Annotated in this window: 12 protein-coding genes; 11 read left to right on the forward strand and 1 reads right to left on the reverse strand. The window is 55.4% G+C overall.

Going from position 1 to position 18,609, the window contains the following annotated elements:
- Positions 1-438: 438 nt before the first annotated feature.
- A complete protein-coding gene (sseA, locus tag NMC31_RS18105; RefSeq protein WP_253898727.1) occupies positions 439-1,284 on the reverse strand; it encodes a 3-mercaptopyruvate sulfurtransferase in 846 nt (281 codons plus the stop codon).
- A gap of 219 nt (positions 1,285-1,503) precedes the next feature.
- Here sseA and NMC31_RS18110 point away from each other — a divergent pair, with 219 nt between their 5' ends.
- The 11 genes from NMC31_RS18110 to NMC31_RS18160 all read left to right on the forward strand — a co-directional run bounded on the left by NMC31_RS18110 (position 1,504) and on the right by NMC31_RS18160 (position 18,467).
- Positions 1,504-6,456, forward strand: a complete 4,953-nt coding sequence (locus NMC31_RS18110) for an alpha-2-macroglobulin family protein (protein ID WP_253898728.1) — start codon at positions 1,504-1,506, stop codon at positions 6,454-6,456.
- A 1-nt stretch (position 6,457) separates the two neighbouring features.
- Entirely contained in the window at positions 6,458-8,782 is a 2,325-nt protein-coding gene (pbpC, locus tag NMC31_RS18115) for a peptidoglycan glycosyltransferase PbpC (RefSeq protein ID WP_253898729.1), read from the forward strand.
- 156 nt (positions 8,783-8,938) lie between these two features.
- Entirely contained in the window at positions 8,939-9,370 is a 432-nt protein-coding gene (gene ndk, locus NMC31_RS18120; protein WP_015963434.1) for a nucleoside-diphosphate kinase, read from the forward strand.
- A 259-nt stretch (positions 9,371-9,629) separates the two neighbouring features.
- Complete coding sequence (rlmN, locus tag NMC31_RS18125) at positions 9,630-10,796, forward strand: dual-specificity RNA methyltransferase RlmN (RefSeq protein WP_253898730.1); 1,167 nt, start codon at positions 9,630-9,632, stop codon at positions 10,794-10,796.
- A 277-nt stretch (positions 10,797-11,073) separates the two neighbouring features.
- Positions 11,074-12,084: a cytoskeleton protein RodZ gene (gene rodZ, locus NMC31_RS18130; protein ID WP_253898731.1), complete on the forward strand. Its 1,011-nt coding sequence runs from the start codon at positions 11,074-11,076 to the stop codon at positions 12,082-12,084.
- Positions 12,085-12,110: 26 nt separating this feature from the next.
- Complete coding sequence (gene ispG, locus NMC31_RS18135) at positions 12,111-13,229, forward strand: flavodoxin-dependent (E)-4-hydroxy-3-methylbut-2-enyl-diphosphate synthase (protein ID WP_015963437.1); 1,119 nt, start codon at positions 12,111-12,113, stop codon at positions 13,227-13,229.
- Positions 13,230-13,468: 239 nt separating this feature from the next.
- Positions 13,469-14,743 carry a histidine--tRNA ligase gene (gene hisS, locus NMC31_RS18140; RefSeq protein ID WP_149464791.1) on the forward strand — a complete coding sequence of 425 codons (1,275 nt, stop codon included), beginning with the start codon at positions 13,469-13,471 and terminating at the stop codon, positions 14,741-14,743.
- A gap of 33 nt (positions 14,744-14,776) precedes the next feature.
- Positions 14,777-15,397: a YfgM family protein gene (locus NMC31_RS18145; RefSeq protein ID WP_149464790.1), complete on the forward strand. Its 621-nt coding sequence runs from the start codon at positions 14,777-14,779 to the stop codon at positions 15,395-15,397.
- A gap of 10 nt (positions 15,398-15,407) precedes the next feature.
- Complete coding sequence (bamB, locus tag NMC31_RS18150) at positions 15,408-16,586, forward strand: outer membrane protein assembly factor BamB (RefSeq protein WP_108473402.1); 1,179 nt, start codon at positions 15,408-15,410, stop codon at positions 16,584-16,586.
- A 134-nt stretch (positions 16,587-16,720) separates the two neighbouring features.
- The gene (gene der / locus NMC31_RS18155; RefSeq protein ID WP_253898732.1) at positions 16,721-18,199 is read left to right on the forward strand and encodes a ribosome biogenesis GTPase Der; all 1,479 of its coding nucleotides are present in this window, start codon (positions 16,721-16,723) and stop codon (positions 18,197-18,199) included.
- A 49-nt stretch (positions 18,200-18,248) separates the two neighbouring features.
- Positions 18,249-18,467: a zinc ribbon domain-containing protein gene (locus NMC31_RS18160; RefSeq protein WP_253898733.1), complete on the forward strand. Its 219-nt coding sequence runs from the start codon at positions 18,249-18,251 to the stop codon at positions 18,465-18,467.
- Positions 18,468-18,609 lie beyond the last annotated feature (142 nt).

Here is an 18,609-nt window from a genome sequence, read left to right on the forward strand (position 1 = left end):
TGCGTTGCGAAAAGCGTAGCCTGAAAGATCCCAGTCTTCGTTAACGTGAGCAAACAGCGTGCTGGTTACAATAAGCACGATACAAACGTATCGTTTCATTGCGCGGTCCATGCAAAGACCGCATCACGGCAGCACCACTGGCGATAATGACGCGATAGCAAGTACCGGATAGTACCTGCGCTTACGGCCACGGAACATCCTCTCCAGAAGCCAGTGCCCGTTTGCGAGACGGCGGAAAGGGCCGTTTAAATAATACCCTCTTTTTGCAAGGTTAATCCATAAGTGGACTTGACTTCAGCGCTCTGAAAACGGATTATTTCGTTACCGGGTAGTACCTGCGTTGCTTTCGCAACACAACCCGCTGGAAAGGCCGCGAACCAGACCAGCAATAAAAAAACCGCCTTTTTATGGGCGGTTTTTTTATTGCTGCAATGCGCGTTACTTCACCGGCTCAACCGGCAAGTCATCGCGTGCGCCCCATTCGCTCCAGGCACCGTCATACAACGTCACATCATCGGCTTCTAGCGTCGCCAGCGCCAGCACAACCACTGCTGCCGTTACGCCAGAACCGCAACTGGCAACGATTGGACGGTTGAGGTCAACGCCTGCGCGATCAAAAATCGCGGTTAATTCATCAACGGTTTTCAGCTCACCGTTGAAGACTAAGTCGCCCCACGGCACGTTACGCGCCCCAGGAATGTGCCCACGACGTAAGCCCGGGCGTGGCTCGTCAACTTCGGCGTTAAAGCGTGGTGCCGGGCGGGCGTCGACGATTTGCGCAGTGCCTTCGTGGCTAATTAGCAGCACGTCGGTCAGGCGCTTGATCTTCTGAGCATCGAATTTCACCTCGAAGTCGCCTTCGACCATATCGACATTACCCTGCTCAAGCAGGTAATCATCGCGTTGCCAGCCCGCTAATCCGCCAGCCAGAATTGAGACTTTTTCAGCGCCAAATGTACGCAGCATCCACCAGGCGCGCGGCGCGGAGAAGAGATTACCCTCATCGTACACCACCAGATGTTTATCGCTGCTGACGCCCAGTTCACGCATAGCAACTGCGAAGGCTTCCGGGCGCGGCATCATGTGCGGGAGCGGGGTGGTATGGTCTGAAAGCGCTTCAATATCAAAGAAAAGGGCATCAGGGAGATGACCGTCGCGGTACTCTGCGGCCATATCACGATGTTCCTGCCCCGGCGGCGCCATGCGGGCATCGATAATCTGCACTTCCGGGTCATTAATGTGTTCTGCCAGCCAGTCGGCGGCGACAAAGAAAGAGGTGCTCATATGGGCCTCCATTTATCAGTTGTAAACGAATTGTCGGCGTTTTGCCCGGCAGTGACAAGTTAATGACTCCTGGTATGTGATAACACCGAATAAGTTACTGAATAAATAATTCGAAAAAAGACCACAATTTAAACGTCCCGAGAGGTGGTAAAACGCTGTTCACGCGTAATACTATTGAGCATTCATGACAAACAGGCTCCAGAGCCAGAGGTTCTAAGGATGAAACCCTTCCGTTTGGCGGCACTTGCGCTGCTTGCCGCATCGACGCTTGCCGGCTGTGATAATAACGATAAAGAGAAAACCGGTGCGCCTGCTCCCGCAGCCACAACGGCTACCCCGGCGATGCCTGCTCCTGCAAAACCTGATAGCGCGACGTTAGCCAAACTGGCTCAACAGAGCGAAGGAAAGGCCTTAACCCTGCTGGATGCCTCGGAAGTGCAGCTTGAAGGCGCCTCTGCGCTGGTGCTCACGTTCTCAGTGCCGCTCGATCCCAATCAGGATTTCGCCAAAACCGTGCATGCCGTCGATAAAAAGAGCGGCAAGATTGACGGTGCCTGGGAGCTTGCACCGAATTTGAAAGAGTTACGTCTGCGGCATCTGGAGCCAAAACGCGAACTGATTGTGACCATTGATCCTGAACTGGTCGCGGTGAATAAAGAGACGCTGGGCAAAGGCGTCGAAAAAACAATATCAACCCGTGATATTGCGCCAACGGTCGGCTTTGCCAGCCGTGGCTCGCTGCTGCCGGGTAAAGTGGTGGAAGGGCTGCCGGTGATGGCGCTCAACGTCAACAACGTCGATGTTAACTTCTACCGCGTGAAGCCGGAGTCGCTGGCGTCGTTTGTCAGTTCGTGGGAATACCGTAATTCGCTAAGTAACTGGGAATCTGACGAACTGCTGAAGATGGCTGATTTAGTCTACACCGGGCGCTTCGATCTCAACCCGGAACGTAACACCCGCGAGAAACTGCTGCTGCCGCTGAAAGATATCAAACCCCTGCAACAGTCCGGTGTTTATATCGCGGTGATGAATCAGGCAGGACACTATAACTACAGCAATGCCGCCACGCTCTTTACCCTGAGCGATATCGGCCTTTCTGCGCACCGCTATCACAATCGACTGGACGTCTTTACCCAAAGTCTGGAAAACGGCGCGGCGCAGGCGGCGGTCGATGTCCAACTGCTGAACGAAAAAGGGCAAACTCTGGCGCAAGCGAACAGTGATGCGCAGGGCCACGCCACGCTGCAAACCGATAAAGAAGCGGCGCTGGTGCTGGCGCGTAAAGATGGACAAACCACGCTGCTCGATCTCAAACTCCCGGCGCTCGATCTCGCTGAATTCGCCATTGCCGGCGCGCCTGGCTACAGCAAACAGTTCTTCATGTTTGGCCCGCGCGATCTCTATCGTCCTGGTGAAACCGTCATCCTGAACGGACTGCTGCGCGATGGCGATGGCAAACCACTGGCGGAACAACCGGTCAAAATCGACGTGGTGAAACCCGACGGCCAGGTGGTTCGCAGCGTGGTCAGCAAACCGGTGAACGGTCTGTATCAGTTCACCTATCCGCTCGACAGCGGGGCCGCGACCGGAATGTGGCATATTCGCGCCAACACCGGTGATAACCAGCGTCAGGAGTGGGATTTCCACGTTGAAGATTTCATGCCAGAACGCCTGGCGCTTAACCTGAGCGCCCAGAAAACCCCGCTGGCACCAGAAGATGATGTGAAGTTTGGCGTTGTCGGTTACTACCTCTATGGCGCACCGGCCAATGGCAACACCTTACAGGGCAAGCTGTTCCTGCGTCCGCTTCGTGATGCGGTGGCTGCCCTGCCGGGTTTCCAGTTCGGCGATATAGCTGAAGAGAATCTCTCGCGCAGTCTGGATGAAGCCAGCCTGACGCTGGATGAAAAAGGGCGCGGGGAAGTGACTACCTCCAGCCAGTGGCAGGAAGCACATTCTCCGTTGCAGGTCATTTTACAGGCCAGCTTGCTGGAATCCGGTGGCCGCCCGGTGACGCGTCGTGCCGAACAGGCTATCTGGCCTGCGCCGGAACTGCCGGGTATTCGACCGCAGTTCGCCAGCAAAGCGGTGTATGACTATCGCACCGACACCACGGTGAATCAGCCGATTGTCGACGAAGACAGCCAGGCGGCATTTGATATCGTTTATGCCAATGCTCAGGGCGAGCGCAAAGCGGTAGAAGGCTTGCAGGTGCGTCTTATTCGTGAACGCCGCGACTACTACTGGAACTGGTCAGAAGACGAGGGCTGGAAATCCCAGTTTGACCAGAAAGACCTGGTGGAAGGCGAAGAGAGCCTTAACCTGAAAGCAGATGAAACTGGTAAGGTCAGTTTCCCGGTCGAGTGGGGCGCTTATCGTCTGGAAGTCAAAGGGCCGAACGACACCATCAGTAGTGTTCGTTTCTGGGCCGGTTACAGTTGGCAGGATAACAGCGACGGCAGCGGCGCGGCGCGTCCGGATCGCGTGACCATGAAGCTGGATAAACCGTCTTATAAACCGGGCGATACCATCAAGCTGCACGTAGCTGCCCCGGCGGCGGGCAAAGGCTATGCAATGGTGGAATCGAGCGAAGGCCCGTTGTGGTGGCAGGAAATCACCGTTCCGGCGGAAGGGCTGGATCTCTCCATTCCGGTGGATAAAAGCTGGAATCGTCATGACCTCTATTTGAGTTCGCTGGTGGTGCGTCCGGGTGACAAATCCCGTTCCGCCACGCCAAAACGCGCGGTCGGTGTACTGCATCTGCCGCTCGGCGATGAGAACCGTCGTCTGAATATCGCTCTTGATGCGCCTGCGAAAATGCGCCCGAATCAGCCGTTGACGGTAAAAGTGAAAGTTGACCGCAAAGAGGGCGCGGCGCCGAAACAGGTGAATGTGCTGCTTTCGGCGGTGGATAGCGGCGTCCTGAACATTACTGATTACACCACGCCCGATCCGTGGCAGGGCTTCTTTGGTCAGAAACGCTATGGTGCGGATATTTATGATATCTACGGCCAGGTGATTGAAGGGCAGGGGCGACTGGCGAGCCTGCGTTTTGGTGGTGATGGCGACGAACTGAAACGCGGCGGTAAACCGCCGGTAAACCACGTCACCATTATCGCGCAACAGGCCCAGCCGGTAACGCTCGATGAAAACGGTGAAGGCACCGTCACGCTGCCGATTGGCGATTTCAACGGCGAGCTGCGCGTGATGGCGCAGGCGTGGACCGATGAAGATTTTGGCAGTAGCGAAGATAAAGTGGTGGTTGCCGCGCCGGTCATTGCTGAACTGAACATGCCGCGCTTCCTGGCGGGTGGCGATACCGCGCGTCTGACGCTGGATCTCACTAACCTGACGGATAAACCGCAAACGTTGAACGTACAGCTGGCGGCGAGCGGGTTGATTCAGCTGCAAGGCGCGCAGCCTGCGCCGATTACGTTACAGCCGGGTGTGCGCAATATTCAGTTTGTGCCGGTAAGCGCCAAAGAGGGGTTTGGTGACGGTCAGGTGGATATCACGGTCAGTGGCCTGACATTACCGGGTGAAACGCTGCCACCGATGAGTAAATCCTGGAAACTGGGCGTGCGCCCGGCCTTCCCGGCGCAGACGGTGAACAGTGGTGTGGCGTTGCAGCCGGGTGAAAGCTGGAGTGTGCCGCAGGGCTATCTGGCGAATTTCTCCCCGGCAACGGTGCAGGGGCAACTGCTGCTGAGCGGTAAGCCGCCGCTGAACCTGGCGCGCTATATCCGCGAGTTGAAAGCGTATCCGTATGGTTGCCTTGAACAGACTGCCAGCGGGCTTTTCCCATCGCTCTATACCAATGCTGCACAACTGAAAACGCTCGGCATTACCGGCGACAGCGATGAGAAACGTCGCGCGGCGGTGGATGTAGGAATTTCACGGATGCTGCAAATGCAGCGTCAGGATGGCGGTTTCGCCCTGTGGGATAAAGAAGGCCCGGAAGAGTACTGGCTGACCGCCTACGCGATGGACTTCCTGGTGCGCGCAGGCGAGCAGGGTTACAGCGTACCGGCAGACGCCATCAACAAAGGCAATAACCGCCTGTTGCGTTACTTGCAGGAGCCGGGGCTGATGACGATTCGCTACAGCGATGATACCGCCGCCAGCCGCTTTGCTGTGCAGGCTTATGCCGCGCTGGTGCTGGCGCGTCAGCAGAAAGCGCCGCTCGGCGCGCTGCGTGAAATTTGGGAGCGTCACGCGCAGGCGAAATCGGGCCTGTCGCTGATGCAACTGGGCGTGGCATTGAAAGCGATGGGCGACGCGCCGCGTAGCGAAGAAGCTATTCAACTGGCGCTGAAAACGCCGCGCGCAGAGACGCCGCGCTGGATTGGCGATTACGGCAGTGCGCTGCGTGATAACGCGCTGATGCTGGCGTTGATGGAAGAGAATAAATTACTGCCGGATGCGCAAAATACGTTGTTGCAAACGCTCTCAGAACAGGCGTTTGGCGAGCGTTGGTTATCCACGCAGGAGAGCAATTCGCTCTTCCTCGCTGGTCGCGGCCTTGCTGATTTGCCGGGCAACTGGCAGGCACAAACGTCGCTGGAAGCCGCACCGCTGCAGAGTGATAAAGCACAAACCCGTAATCTGGATGCGGATCAACTGGCCGCATTGCAGGTCACGAACAACGGCACCCAGCCGCTGTGGTTACGCCTCGATGCTACCGGGTATCCGGAGTATTCCCCGGAGCCGGTCAGCAACGTGTTGCAGATTGAGCGCCAGATCCTTGGCACTGATGGGAAACCGAAAGCCATCTCTTCACTGCGCAGCGGCGACCTGGTACTGGTGCGCCTTGAGGTCAACGCCAGCCAGAACGTACCGGACGCGCTGGTCGTTGATATGTTGCCCGCCGGGCTCGAACTGGAAAATCAGAACCTGGCAAACAGCAGTGCCAGCCTTGCGGATAACGCAGGCGAAGCGCAGAACCTGATCAACCAGATGCAACAGGCGGATATTCAGCATATGGAATTCCGCGACGATCGCTTTGTGGCGGCCGTTGCCGTCAATGAGAATCAGCCAGTCACGCTGGTTTATCTGGCGCGGGCGGTGATGCCGGGAACTTACCAGTTGCCGCAGCCGCAGGTGGAATCGATGTATGTACCGCAGTGGCGCGCGACCGGCCAGGCGGATGGCCCGCTGATCGTCACGCCGTAAGATGCGGTTGTTGTCTGCGTTTAAACGCCGCTGGCTTTGGCTGGCGGCGAGCGCGGTTGTGGTGTGGCTGGCGGTACTGGGGGCCGATCGCCTCTGGCCGCTGCCGTTACGTGAAGTGACGCCCGCTCGCGTGGTGGTCGCTCAGGATGGCACACCGCTGTGGCGCTTTGCTGACGCCGAAGGGATCTGGCGTTATCCGGTCACCATCGAAGAGGTGTCACCGCGCTATCTTGATGCGCTGATCCAGTATGAAGATCGCTGGTTCTGGGATCATCCCGGCGTTAACCCGCTGTCGATCCTGCGTGCGGCCTGGCAGGATCTTACTTCCGGGCGCGTGATCTCCGGCGGCAGTACGCTTACTATGCAAGTGGCCCGTCTGCTTGATCCTCATCCTCGCACTTTTGGCGGTAAATTCCGTCAGCTCTGGCGCGCGTTACAGCTGGAGTGGCACCTTTCAAAACGCGATATTCTCACCCTTTATCTCAATCGCGCACCTTTCGGCGGCACGTTACAGGGCGTGGGCGCGGCAAGCTGGGCCTATCTGGGTAAACCGCCCGCACAATTGAGCTATGCCGATGCAGCCTTGCTGGCCGTGCTGCCGCAGGCGCCGAGTCGTTTACGCCCGGATCGCTGGCCAGAACGCGCGCAGGCGGCACGCAACAAAGTGCTGGCCCGCATGCAAACCCAACAGGTGTGGCCGGCGAAGGTGGTGAAAGAGGCCAGCGAAGAGCCTGTCTGGTTGTTCCCACGGCAGATGCCGCAGCTGGCGCCGCTCTTTTCGCGCAAAGTGCTGGCGATGAGCAAAGCGGAAAAAATCACCACCACGCTGGATGCCGGATTGCAACGCCAGCTTGAAGAGATGGCACTCAACTGGAAATCGCGCTTGCCGCCGCGCAGTTCGCTGGCGATGATCGTCGTGGATAACAGTACGATGCAGGTACGCGGCTGGGTGGGATCGGCGGACATTGGTGATGACAGTCGATTTGGGCATATCGACATGGTGTCGGCGATCCGATCGCCGGGATCGGTATTGAAACCGTTTGTGTATGGCATGGCGATGGATGAAGGATTGATCCATCCCGCCTCGCTGCTCCAGGACGTGCCGCGCCGGGTGGGGGATTACCGACCTGGAAACTTTGATAGCGGCTTCCACGGCCCGGTGAGCATGAGCGAGGCGCTGGTGCGATCGCTGAATCTTCCCGCTGTACAGGTTCTGGAGGCTTACGGCTCGAAACAATTTGCCGCGCGCCTGCGTAACGCCGGTTTACCGTTGATATTGCCCACAGGCGCGGAGCCTAATTTATCGTTGATCCTCGGTGGGGCGGGCGCGAGGCTGGCTGATATCACTGCCGCCTATAGCGCGTTTGCACGTCATGGTAAAGCAGGGCGCTTACGTTTACTTGCTGACGATCCGCTGGTGGAGCGCCCGCTCTTGTCGCCGGGATCGGCGTGGATCATTCGCCGTATTCTGGCCGGGGAAGATCAGCCGATGGCAGATGATATGCAGCCACAAGTCGTACCGCTGGCATGGAAAACCGGCACCAGCTATGGCTATCGTGATGCGTGGGCAATTGGGCTGAATGCGCGATACAGCATTGGCATCTGGACCGGCAGGCCAGACGGCACGCCCGTCGCCGGGCAGTTTGGTTTTGCCAGCGCGGTGCCGCTACTGAATCAGGTCAGCAATCTGTTGCTTTCCCACGCCAGTGCGGGAAAAAACGGATTACCCTCCGATCCACGTCCTGCTTCGGTAAGCGGCGGCACGATATGCTGGCCTGGTGGGCAGTCGCTGTCGGAGGGCGATGCGAACTGCCGCCGCCGTCTGGCGACATGGCTTTTGGATAACAGCCAGCCACCCACGCTACTGCTGCCGGGTCAGGAAGGTATTCGCGGTATTCGGTTCCCGGTTTGGCTGGATGCACAGGGAAAACGCGTTGCAGCTGATTGCCCGGAGGCGAGGCAAACCACCCTGGATGTCTGGCCGCTACCGCTTGAGCCCTGGCTTCCCGCCAGCGAGCGACGCGCTGCCAGGCTTCCTGCCGCCTCAACCGTATGCCCGCCACAAATATTGCAGGACGCGCCGCCATTAGTGCTTTCTGGCGTGCGAGAAGGCGCGGTGATCCAGCGTGCTCCCGGCGAGTCGCAGGTGACGATTGCGCTACAAACCAGCGGCGGAGAAGGGCGACGCTGGTGGTTTCTGAATGGTGAGACGCAGGAAAGTGCGGGAAAAAATCTGACGCTTACGTTACAAAAAGCGGCAGAATATCAACTGGTGGTAATGGATGAAGGTGGGCAGATAGCGACGGTGAATTTTACCTTTCGCTAAGATTTTTGCGCCAGGTAGCGTAAGAATGTTGCTAAAGCTAATTTTATTTTAAAAAAATGTTATCTTCGTCCATAGGCAAGGCGAGCTTGTCTCATTATAATCCGCGCCAGGTCATACGATGTATGCATAACAACAGAACACATTTCAGAGGTAATCATGGCTATTGAACGTACTTTTTCCATCATCAAGCCAAACGCGGTGGCAAAAAACGTTATTGGAAGCATCTTTGCACGTTTTGAAGCGGCAGGGTTCAAAATCGTCGGCACCAAAATGCTGCATCTGACCGTTGAGCAGGCGCGTGGATTCTACGCTGAGCATGATGGTAAGCCGTTCTTCGACGGTCTGGTTGAATTCATGACCTCTGGCCCGATCGTGGTTTCCGTTCTGGAAAGCGAGAACGCGGTACAGCGTCACCGCGATCTGCTGGGTGCGACCAACCCGGCTAACGCCCTGGCGGGTACCCTGCGCGCAGACTATGCTGACAGCTTCACCGAAAACGGCACTCACGGTTCCGATTCTGTTGAATCTGCACAGCGCGAAATCGCATACTTCTTCGGTGAAGGCGAAGTCTGCCCGCGCACTCGCTAATTATTGTGCCTGTGGGCCGGATGAAGCGTACTCTCCCTCCGGCAGTTTCATCGCATGTTGCCTGATGACGCTTCGCTTATCAGGCTTACGGTTGAGACAGGTATGATTATTTTTACGAATGTCACGTGCAGACGTGGCGTCCGTGCGCCAGAATTTGTACAATGCAACGCCCCCGGACGAGCAGACCGCTCTCCCGGGGCGTTTCTTTTTATTAACCCTCCAGGGGCCATAACGTGTAACAACGAGGCCGGTAAAGATTATGTCTGAACAAATTGTCACGCCTGAGAGCGCCATCCCGGCGGTTCCCAATAAAGATGGAAAAATTAACCTGCTGGATCTCAACCGTCAGCAGATGCGCGAGTTTTTTAAAGACTTAGGCGAGAAACCCTTCCGTGCCGATCAGGTCATGAAGTGGATGTATCACTACTGCAGCGATAACTTTGATGATATGACCGATATCAACAAGGTTCTGCGTAATAAGCTTAAAGAGGTCGCTGAAATTCGTGCGCCGGAAGTGGTTGAAGAGCAACGTTCTTCCGATGGCACCATCAAATGGGCGATTGCGGTTGGCGATCAGCGCGTCGAAACGGTTTATATCCCGGAAGACGATCGGGCGACCCTGTGTGTTTCCTCACAGGTTGGCTGTGCGTTAGAGTGTAAATTCTGTTCTACGGCGCAGCAGGGCTTTAACCGTAACCTGCGCGTTTCGGAAATTATTGGCCAGGTCTGGCGTGCGGCGAAAATCGTTGGCGCGGCAAAAATCACCGGTCAACGTCCTATCACCAACGTGGTGATGATGGGCATGGGCGAACCGTTGCTGAACCTGACTAACGTGGTTCCGGCAATGGAAATCATGCTTGATGATTTCGGTTTTGGCCTGTCCAAACGTCGTGTCACCTTGTCTACCTCTGGCGTCGTTCCGGCACTGGATAAACTGGGCGATATGATTGACGTTGCGCTGGCTATCTCCCTGCATGCGCCAAACGATGAAATCCGTGACGAAATTGTACCGATTAACAAAAAGTACAATATCGAAACCTTCCTTGGGGCGGTGCGCCGTTATCTGGAAAAGTCTAACGCCAATCAGGGCCGTGTGACCATTGAGTACGTGATGCTTGACCATGTCAACGACGGTACTGAACACGCGCATCAGCTGGCCAAATTGCTGAAAGATACGCCGTGCAAAATCAACCTGATTCCGTGGAACCCGTTCCCGGGCGCGCCGTATGGCCGTAGCTCAAATAGCCGTATCGACCGTTTCTCGAAAGTACTGATGGAATACGGTTTCACCACTATTGTGCGTAAAACGCGCGGTGATGATATCGATGCCGCATGCGGCCAACTGGCCGGTGACGTTATCGACCGTACCAAACGTACCCTGCGTAAGCGTATGCAGGGCGAAGCTATCGACGTAAAAACCGTGTAATCATGCCTTCGCGCACGGCAGAAATGGCGTGCGCGACGTTAAATGGGCAAGGATTAGGCGAAACGTACTGATCTGGTTAATAATTACGGTGCGTTTCCGCCAGTATTGAGGCAGTATGTAGCGCAGGAATGACAGTGCCGCTACCGTCTCTGGTGCTGTTTTGAGGTCGCTAATCGGGCAGCTTATACTGTCTGTTCGAAGTCAACGATCGGATGTTTCGCGGTGTAGGCGTAGTCTGCATCAGAGTCTTAATTTCACGAACCAGCAGTTGTAGCGAATGAATACTGAAACCAACCCAGATCAACAAGAAGCACGCACCACGGGCTCCCGTTTACGCAATGCCCGTGAACAACTCGGACTCAGCCAGCAGGCGGTTGCTGAACGGTTATGCCTGAAGGTTTCCACCGTTCGCGATATTGAAGAAGATAAAGCGCCCGCTGAACTCGCTTCAACATTCCTGCGTGGTTATATCCGCTCTTACGCTCGCCTCGTTCATATTCCTGAAGAAGAACTGCTTCCGATGATGGAAAAGCAGGCGCCGGTTCGTGCTGCGAAAGTCGCGCCGATGCAGAGCTTCTCGCTGGGTAAACGTCGTAAAAAACGCGACGGCTGGCTGATGAGCTTCACCTGGCTGGTGCTGTTTGTGGTCGTCGGTCTGACGGTGGCGTGGTGGTGGCAAAACCACAAAGCGCAGCAGGAAGAGATCACCACCATGGCGGATCAATCCTCCGTGGAACTCAATAACAGCAGCAATACCGGTTCTCAGGATGTGCCATTAGATACCGGTGCAACCAGCGCACCTGCTACAACGGATAACACCGCGCCAGCAACGACGCCAGCAGAGACTGCAGCGACGCAAACGCCAGCGGCGACAGCGACGCCAGCGCCTGCAACCGACGCGCAGAATAACACTGTTGTTGCGCCGTCCCAGGCGAATGTTGATCCGGCAGCCACCGCGCAGACCACGGCGCCGGTAGCCACTGCCCTGCCAACCGATCCAGCTCAGCCTGCTACGCCTGCTGCTGATCCGAATGCGCTGGTGATGAACTTTACCGCCGATTGCTGGCTGGAAGTCACCGATGCGACTGGTAAAAAACTGTTCAGCGGTTTGCAGCGTAAAGATGGTAACTTGAATCTCGTAGGCCAGGCGCCGTACAAACTGAAAATTGGCGCACCGGCTGCAGTACAGATCCAGTATCAGGGTAAACCTGTCGATCTGAGCCGTTTTATCAGAACTAACCAGGTTGCGCGTCTGACCGTGAATGCCGAACAATCACCGGCACAGTAACAGACGGGCAACGCGGGAGATTTTTCATGCACAACCAGGCTCCAATTCAACGTAGAAAATCGAAACGCATTTACGTTGGGAACGTGCCGATTGGCGATGGGGCTCCCATCGCCGTACAGTCGATGACCAACACGCGCACCACCGATGTGGAAGCAACGGTCAATCAGATTAAAGCGTTAGAACGCGTCGGGGCGGATATCGTTCGTGTTTCCGTGCCGACGATGGACGCGGCAGAAGCGTTCAAACTCATCAAGCAGCAGGTCAGCGTGCCGCTGGTGGCTGATATTCACTTCGACTACCGTATTGCGCTAAAAGTAGCGGAATACGGCGTCGATTGTTTGCGTATCAACCCCGGCAACATCGGAAACGAAGAACGTATCCGAATGGTAGTGGATTGTGCGCGTGACAAAAATATCCCTATCCGCATTGGCGTTAACGCCGGTTCTCTGGAGAAAGATCTCCAGGAGAAATATGGCGAACCGACGCCTCAGGCGCTGCTGGAATCCGCGATGCGCCATGTCGATCACCTCGATCGTCTGAACTTTGATCAGTTCAAAGTCAGCGTGAAAGCTTCTGATGTTTTCCTCGCCGTTGAGTCGTATCGTCTGCTGGCGAAGCAGATCGATCAGCCGCTGCATCTTGGGATCACCGAAGCGGGCGGCGCGCGCAGTGGCGCGGTGAAATCGGCGATCGGATTAGGGTTGTTGCTCTCGGAAGGGATCGGCGACACCCTGCGTGTTTCGCTGGCGGCAGATCCGGTCGAAGAGATCAAAGTCGGTTTCGACATTCTGAAATCTCTGCGTATTCGCGCACGCGGCATCAACTTCATTGCCTGCCCGACCTGTTCACGTCAGGAATTCGACGTTATCGGTACGGTCAATGCACTGGAACAGCGCCTGGAAGATATCATCACGCCAATGGACGTTTCCATCATCGGTTGCGTGGTGAATGGTCCTGGTGAAGCGCTAGTGTCAACGCTGGGCGTGACGGGCGGTAACAAGAAAAGCGGCCTGTACGAAGATGGCGTGCGTAAAGACCGTCTGGATAACAACGATATGATTGACCAGCTGGAAGCTCGCATTCGTGCGAAAGCAACCATTCTGGATGAAGCCAATCGTATCGATGTTCAGCAGGTCGAAAAATAACAAGATGGGAAGTTCGCGTTCTCGAGGTATACACAAAATCATTCAGGTTGCGTCAAGGCGGCAAGCGAGTGAATCCCGATGAGCTTACCAGGGTAAGTGATTCGGGTGAACGAGCGCAGCCAACGCAGAGGCAACTTGAAGGATGAAGTGTATATGACGACCCGAACTTCCCGTGTATGATTGAACCCCTGCGGGAAATCCGCTGAGGGTTCATTTTTATATTTATAAAGAGAATAAACGTGGCAAAAAACATTCAAGCCATCCGCGGCATGAACGATTATCTGCCTGGCGAGACCGCCATCTGGCAGCGCATTGAAGGCACACTCAAAAACGTGCTCGGCAGCTACGGTTACAGTGAAATCCGTTTGCCGATTGTAGAGCAGACCCCGTTATTCAAGCGCGCGATTGGTGAAGTGACCGACGTGGTTGAAAAAGAGATGTATACCTTTGAGGACCGCAATGGCGATAGCCTGACCCTGCGTCCGGAAGGTACTGCGGGCTGCGTACGCGCCGGCATCGAGCATGGTCTTCTGTACAATCAGGAGCAGCGTCTGTGGTATATCGGGCCGATGTTCCGTCACGAACGTCCGCAGAAAGGCCGCTACCGCCAGTTCCATCAACTGGGTTGTGAAGTGTTTGGTCTGCAAGGGCCGGATATCGATGCCGAGCTGATTATGCTTACCGCTCGCTGGTGGCGTGCGCTGGGTATTTCCGAGCACGTTGCGCTGGAGCTGAACTCTATCGGTTCCCTGGAAGCGCGTGCGAACTATCGTGATGCGCTGATTGCCTTCCTCGAACAGCATAAAGAGAAGCTGGACGAAGATTGCAAACGTCGTATGTACAGCAACCCGCTGCGCGTGCTGGATTCAAAAAATCCGGACGTTCAGGCGCTGCTGAACGACGCGCCTGCGCTGGGGGACTATCTCGACGATGAGTCTCGCGAACACTTTGCCGGGCTGTGCGCTCAGTTGGATGCGGCTGGCATTGCCTACACCGTCAACCAGCGTCTGGTGCGCGGTCTGGACTATTACAACCGTACCGTGTTTGAGTGGGTGACCAACAGCCTGGGCTCGCAGGGTACCGTTTGCGCCGGTGGGCGTTATGACGGTCTGGTTGAGCAATTGGGCGGTCGCGCAACACCAGCGGTGGGCTTCGCGATGGGGCTCGAACGACTTGTTTTGTTAGTTCAGGCAGTTAATCCGGAATTTAAAGCCGATCCTGTTGTCGATATATACCTGGTAGCCTCAGGTGCCGATACTCAGTCCGCCGCAATGCGTCTGGCTGAAGCGGTTCGTGATGCAATTCCAGGTGTGAAACTGATGACTAACCACGGCGGCGGCAACTTCAAGAAACAGTTTGCCCGTGCGGACAAATGGGGTGCGCGCGTTGCTCTGGTGTTGGGTGAGTCTGAAGTCGCACAAGCGAATGTGGTTGTGAAGGATTTACGTTCTGGCGAGCAGACAACCGTAACGCAGGACGGCGTTGCTGCGCATTTGCGCACTATTCTGGGTTAATCTCCCGGACATTTTTATCAGGAGAAGGACTGCGTGGAAATGTACAATAACGATAACGACCAGGTTGACGCGCTTAAGCGTTTCTTTGCCGAAAACGGCAAAGCGCTGGCCGTTGGGGTCATTTTAGGGATTGGTGCGCTGGTTGGCTGGCGTTACTGGACGTCCCATCAGTTGAATACGGCACGTGAATCTTCACAGGCCTATGAAAATGCCGTTTCTTCTCTTAGTTCAGGGAAACCGGAAGCGTTGGCCGGGGCGGAGAAATTCGCCGCCGAATCGAAAAACACCTACGGTGCTTTCGCGTCGCTGGAACTGGCTCAGCAATACGTAGACAAAAATGAACTGGATAAAGCGGAAAAACAGCTTAACCAGGGCTTAGCTGCGGCTTCTGATGAGAATCTGAAATCGGTTATCAGCATGCGTCTGGCGCGCGTTCAACTGCAAATGAAGCAGCCGGATGCGGCGTTGAAGACCATTGAAAGCATTAAAGGCGAAGGCTGGACGGCTATCGTCGCCGATTTGCGCGGGGAAATTCTGCTCAGCAAAGGTGACAAACAAGGCGCTCGCGCGGCCTGGGAAGCAGGGGCGAAAAGCGATGCTTCTCCTGCGCTCAGCGAAATGATGCGCATGAAAATTAATAATTTGTCCATCTGAGAGGGACCCGATGCAATTGCGTAAATTACTTTTGCCAGGACTGCTTTCTGTCACTCTGTTGAGTGGTTGTTCCTGGTTTAGCGGCGAAGAAGATATCGTAAAAATGTCCCCGCTACCGACGGTTGAAAACCAGTTCACGCCTTCTACCGCATGGGATGTGTCGGTCGGTAACGGAATTGGCAACTTCTATTCCAACCTGCATCCGGCCTATGCGGACAGCGTGGTTTATGCGGCAGATCGTCGTGGCACCGTTAAAGCCGTGAACGCGGATGACGGTAAAGAAGTCTGGTCTGTCGACCTGGCGGAAAAAGATGGCTGGCTGTCACGTAAACCGGCGCTGCTTTCCGGCGGCCTGACCGTTTCTGGCGGCCACGTGTATGTCGGCAGTGAAAAAGCGAAAGTGTACTCCCTGGATGCAGGCGATGGTTCCATCACCTGGCAGACCGCAATGGCAGGTGAGGTACTGTCTCGTCCAGTGGTCAGCGACGGCCTGGTGCTGGTTCATACCAGCAATGGTCAGTTGCAGGCGCTGAACGAAGCTGATGGCGCGATCAAGTGGACCGTCAACCTGGATATGCCAGCGTTGTCCCTGCGCGGTGAATCCGCTCCGGCTGTTGCTTACGGCGCAGCGATTGTGGGTGGTGATAACGGACGCGTCAGCGCCGTGCTGATGCAGCAGGGCCAGCTGATTTGGCAGCAACGTATTTCTCAGGCAACGGGTAACACCGAAATTGACCGTCTGAGCGATGTCGATACCACGCCGGTTATCGCCAATGGCGTCGTTTACGCGCTGGCATACAACGGTAACCTGACCGCGCTAGACCTGCGCAGTGGCCAGATCCTGTGGAAACGTGAGCTGGGTTCGGTGAATGATTTCATCGTCGATGGCAACCGTATTTACATGGTCGATCAAAATGACCGCCTGCTGGCGCTCACCACTGATGGCGGCGTGACGTTGTGGACGCAAAGCGATCTGCTGCACCGTCTGCTGACGGCACCTGCGCTGTATAACGGCAACCTGGTGGTTGGCGATAGCGAAGGTTACATGCACTGGATTAACACTGAAGATGGCCGCTTTGTTGCACAGCAAAAAGTGGACAGCTCTGGCTTCCTGACTGAACCCGTTGTTGCCGATGGCAAACTGCTGATTCAGGCAAAAGACGGTACGCTGTACGCGATTACGCGTTAAAATAGTGCGGTGATTCAGTGAATAACGGCTCCTGTTAAATCAGGGGCCGTTTGCTATTTTTATTATTATTGTTTTTGTGCCTGATGGCGATGCGCCACCCGGCAAACCAAATATTGAGTTAATGAGGCTTTAACATGATTCCTGTGGTCGCGCTTGTCGGGCGCCCTAACGTTGGAAAATCCACGCTATTTAACCGCCTGACGCGCACTCGTGATGCGCTGGTCGCGGATTTCCCGGGTCTGACTCGTGACCGTAAATACGGTCGTGCTGAAGTGGAAGGCCGTGAGTTCATCTGTATCGATACTGGCGGTATCGACGGTACAGAAGAGGGTGTGGAAACCCGCATGGCGGAACAATCGTTGCTGGCGATTGAAGAGGCCGATGTGGTGCTGTTTATGGTTGATGCGCGTGCCGGGCTGATGCCTGCGGATAAAGCGATCGCCAAACATTTGCGCTCTCGTGAAAAACCGACCTTCCTGGTAGCGAACAAAACCGACGGTGTTGATGCCGATCAGGCCATCGCTGATTTCTGGTCGCTTGGCCTGGGTGATATCTACCCAATCGCCGCCTCTCACGGTCGCGGCGTGACCAGCCTGCTGGAACACGTGCTGCTGCCGTTTGTTGATGACGTTAATCCGCCGGAAGAAGTAGACGAAGACGCGGAGTATTGGGCGAAATTTGAAGCTGAGCAGAACGGCGAAGAGCTTGAAGAGCCGGAAGATGATTTCGACCCGACCACGCTGCCTATCAAGCTGGCCATCGTCGGTCGTCCGAACGTAGGTAAGTCTACACTTACTAACCGTATTCTCGGCGAAGACCGCGTTGTGGTCTACGACATGCCGGGGACGACGCGTGACAGTATCTACATTCCGATGCAACGTGATGAACGTGAATACGTGCTCATCGATACCGCCGGTGTGCGTAAGCGCGGTAAAATTACCGATGTGGTCGAGAAATTCTCTGTCATCAAGACGTTACAGGCGATTGAAGACGCTAACGTAGTCCTGCTGGTGATTGATGCCCGTGAAGGCATCTCCGATCAGGATCTGTCTCTGCTGGGCTTCATCCTGAACAGTGGGCGCTCACTTGTTATTGTGGTCAACAAATGGGATGGCCTGAGTAATGAAGTCAGAGAGCAGGTGAAAGAGACGCTGGACTATCGTCTGGGCTTTATTGACTTCGCGCGCGTGCACTTTATCTCTGCGCTGCACGGCAGCGGCGTCGGCAACCTGTTTGAATCCGTACGCGAAGCCTATGACAGCTCGACCCGCCGCGTGGGTACCGCCATGCTGACCCGTATCATGACGATGGCGGCGGAAGATCATCAGCCGCCACTGGTACGTGGCCGTCGCGTGAAGCTGAAATATGCACACGCCGGGGGTTATAACCCGCCAATTGTGGTGATTCACGGTAACCAGGTGAAAGACCTGCCGGATTCCTACAAACGTTATCTGATGAACTACTTCCGCAAGTCGCTGGATGTAATGGGGACACCGATTCGCATTCAGTTCAAGGAAGGGGAAAACCCGTATGCGAACAAGCGCAATACGCTGACCCCGACCCAGATGCGTAAGCGTAAACGTCTGATTAAGCATATTAAGAAAAGTAAGTAATCACTAATCAATGGCCTCGTTAAGAGGCCATTGTCATTAAGGAGCCACTATGGAACTGCTTTGTCCTCAATGTCAGCACCCTCTGGAACAGGATGGCGCACATGCACACTGCCCATCCTGCGGTAATGATGTAGAACTGCTGGCTTGCTGCCCGGAGTGCCATCAGCCTTTACAGGTGCTAAAAGCGTGCGGTGCGGTTGATTATTTCTGCCAGAACGGGCACGGGTTGATTTCGCGTAAGCGCGTAGAGTTTGTTATTCCCGCTTAAATTAATAGCTCTGGTAGTGGGTGATATGCCAGAGCATAATTATAATGAATGTTTAACCAAATTTTATTTAACATTAATATTATTTGAGTGGCGTGTATTTTGTGGTTGTCACAAATTGTATATTTTAGGATTTTATTTAGCC

Source organism: Pseudocitrobacter vendiensis, from assembly GCF_943590815.1.
Classification (GTDB): Bacteria; Pseudomonadota; Gammaproteobacteria; order Enterobacterales; family Enterobacteriaceae; genus Pseudocitrobacter; species Pseudocitrobacter vendiensis.

What these genes read in the sequence shown, in the direction of transcription:
- sseA (WP_253898727.1), bottom strand. Translation starts at nt 1,284, where the DNA reads ATGAGCACCTCTTTCTTTGTCGCCGCCGACTGGCTGGCAGAACACATT.
- NMC31_RS18110 (WP_253898728.1), top strand. Translation starts at nt 1,504, where the DNA reads ATGAAACCCTTCCGTTTGGCGGCACTTGCGCTGCTTGCCGCATCGACG.
- pbpC (WP_253898729.1), top strand. Translation starts at nt 6,458, where the DNA reads ATGCGGTTGTTGTCTGCGTTTAAACGCCGCTGGCTTTGGCTGGCGGCG.
- ndk (WP_015963434.1), top strand. Translation starts at nt 8,939, where the DNA reads ATGGCTATTGAACGTACTTTTTCCATCATCAAGCCAAACGCGGTGGCA.
- rlmN (WP_253898730.1), top strand. Translation starts at nt 9,630, where the DNA reads ATGTCTGAACAAATTGTCACGCCTGAGAGCGCCATCCCGGCGGTTCCC.
- rodZ (WP_253898731.1), top strand. Translation starts at nt 11,074, where the DNA reads ATGAATACTGAAACCAACCCAGATCAACAAGAAGCACGCACCACGGGC.
- ispG (WP_015963437.1), top strand. Translation starts at nt 12,111, where the DNA reads ATGCACAACCAGGCTCCAATTCAACGTAGAAAATCGAAACGCATTTAC.
- bamB (WP_108473402.1), top strand. Translation starts at nt 15,408, where the DNA reads ATGCAATTGCGTAAATTACTTTTGCCAGGACTGCTTTCTGTCACTCTG.
- der (WP_253898732.1), top strand. Translation starts at nt 16,721, where the DNA reads ATGATTCCTGTGGTCGCGCTTGTCGGGCGCCCTAACGTTGGAAAATCC.
- NMC31_RS18160 (WP_253898733.1), top strand. Translation starts at nt 18,249, where the DNA reads ATGGAACTGCTTTGTCCTCAATGTCAGCACCCTCTGGAACAGGATGGC.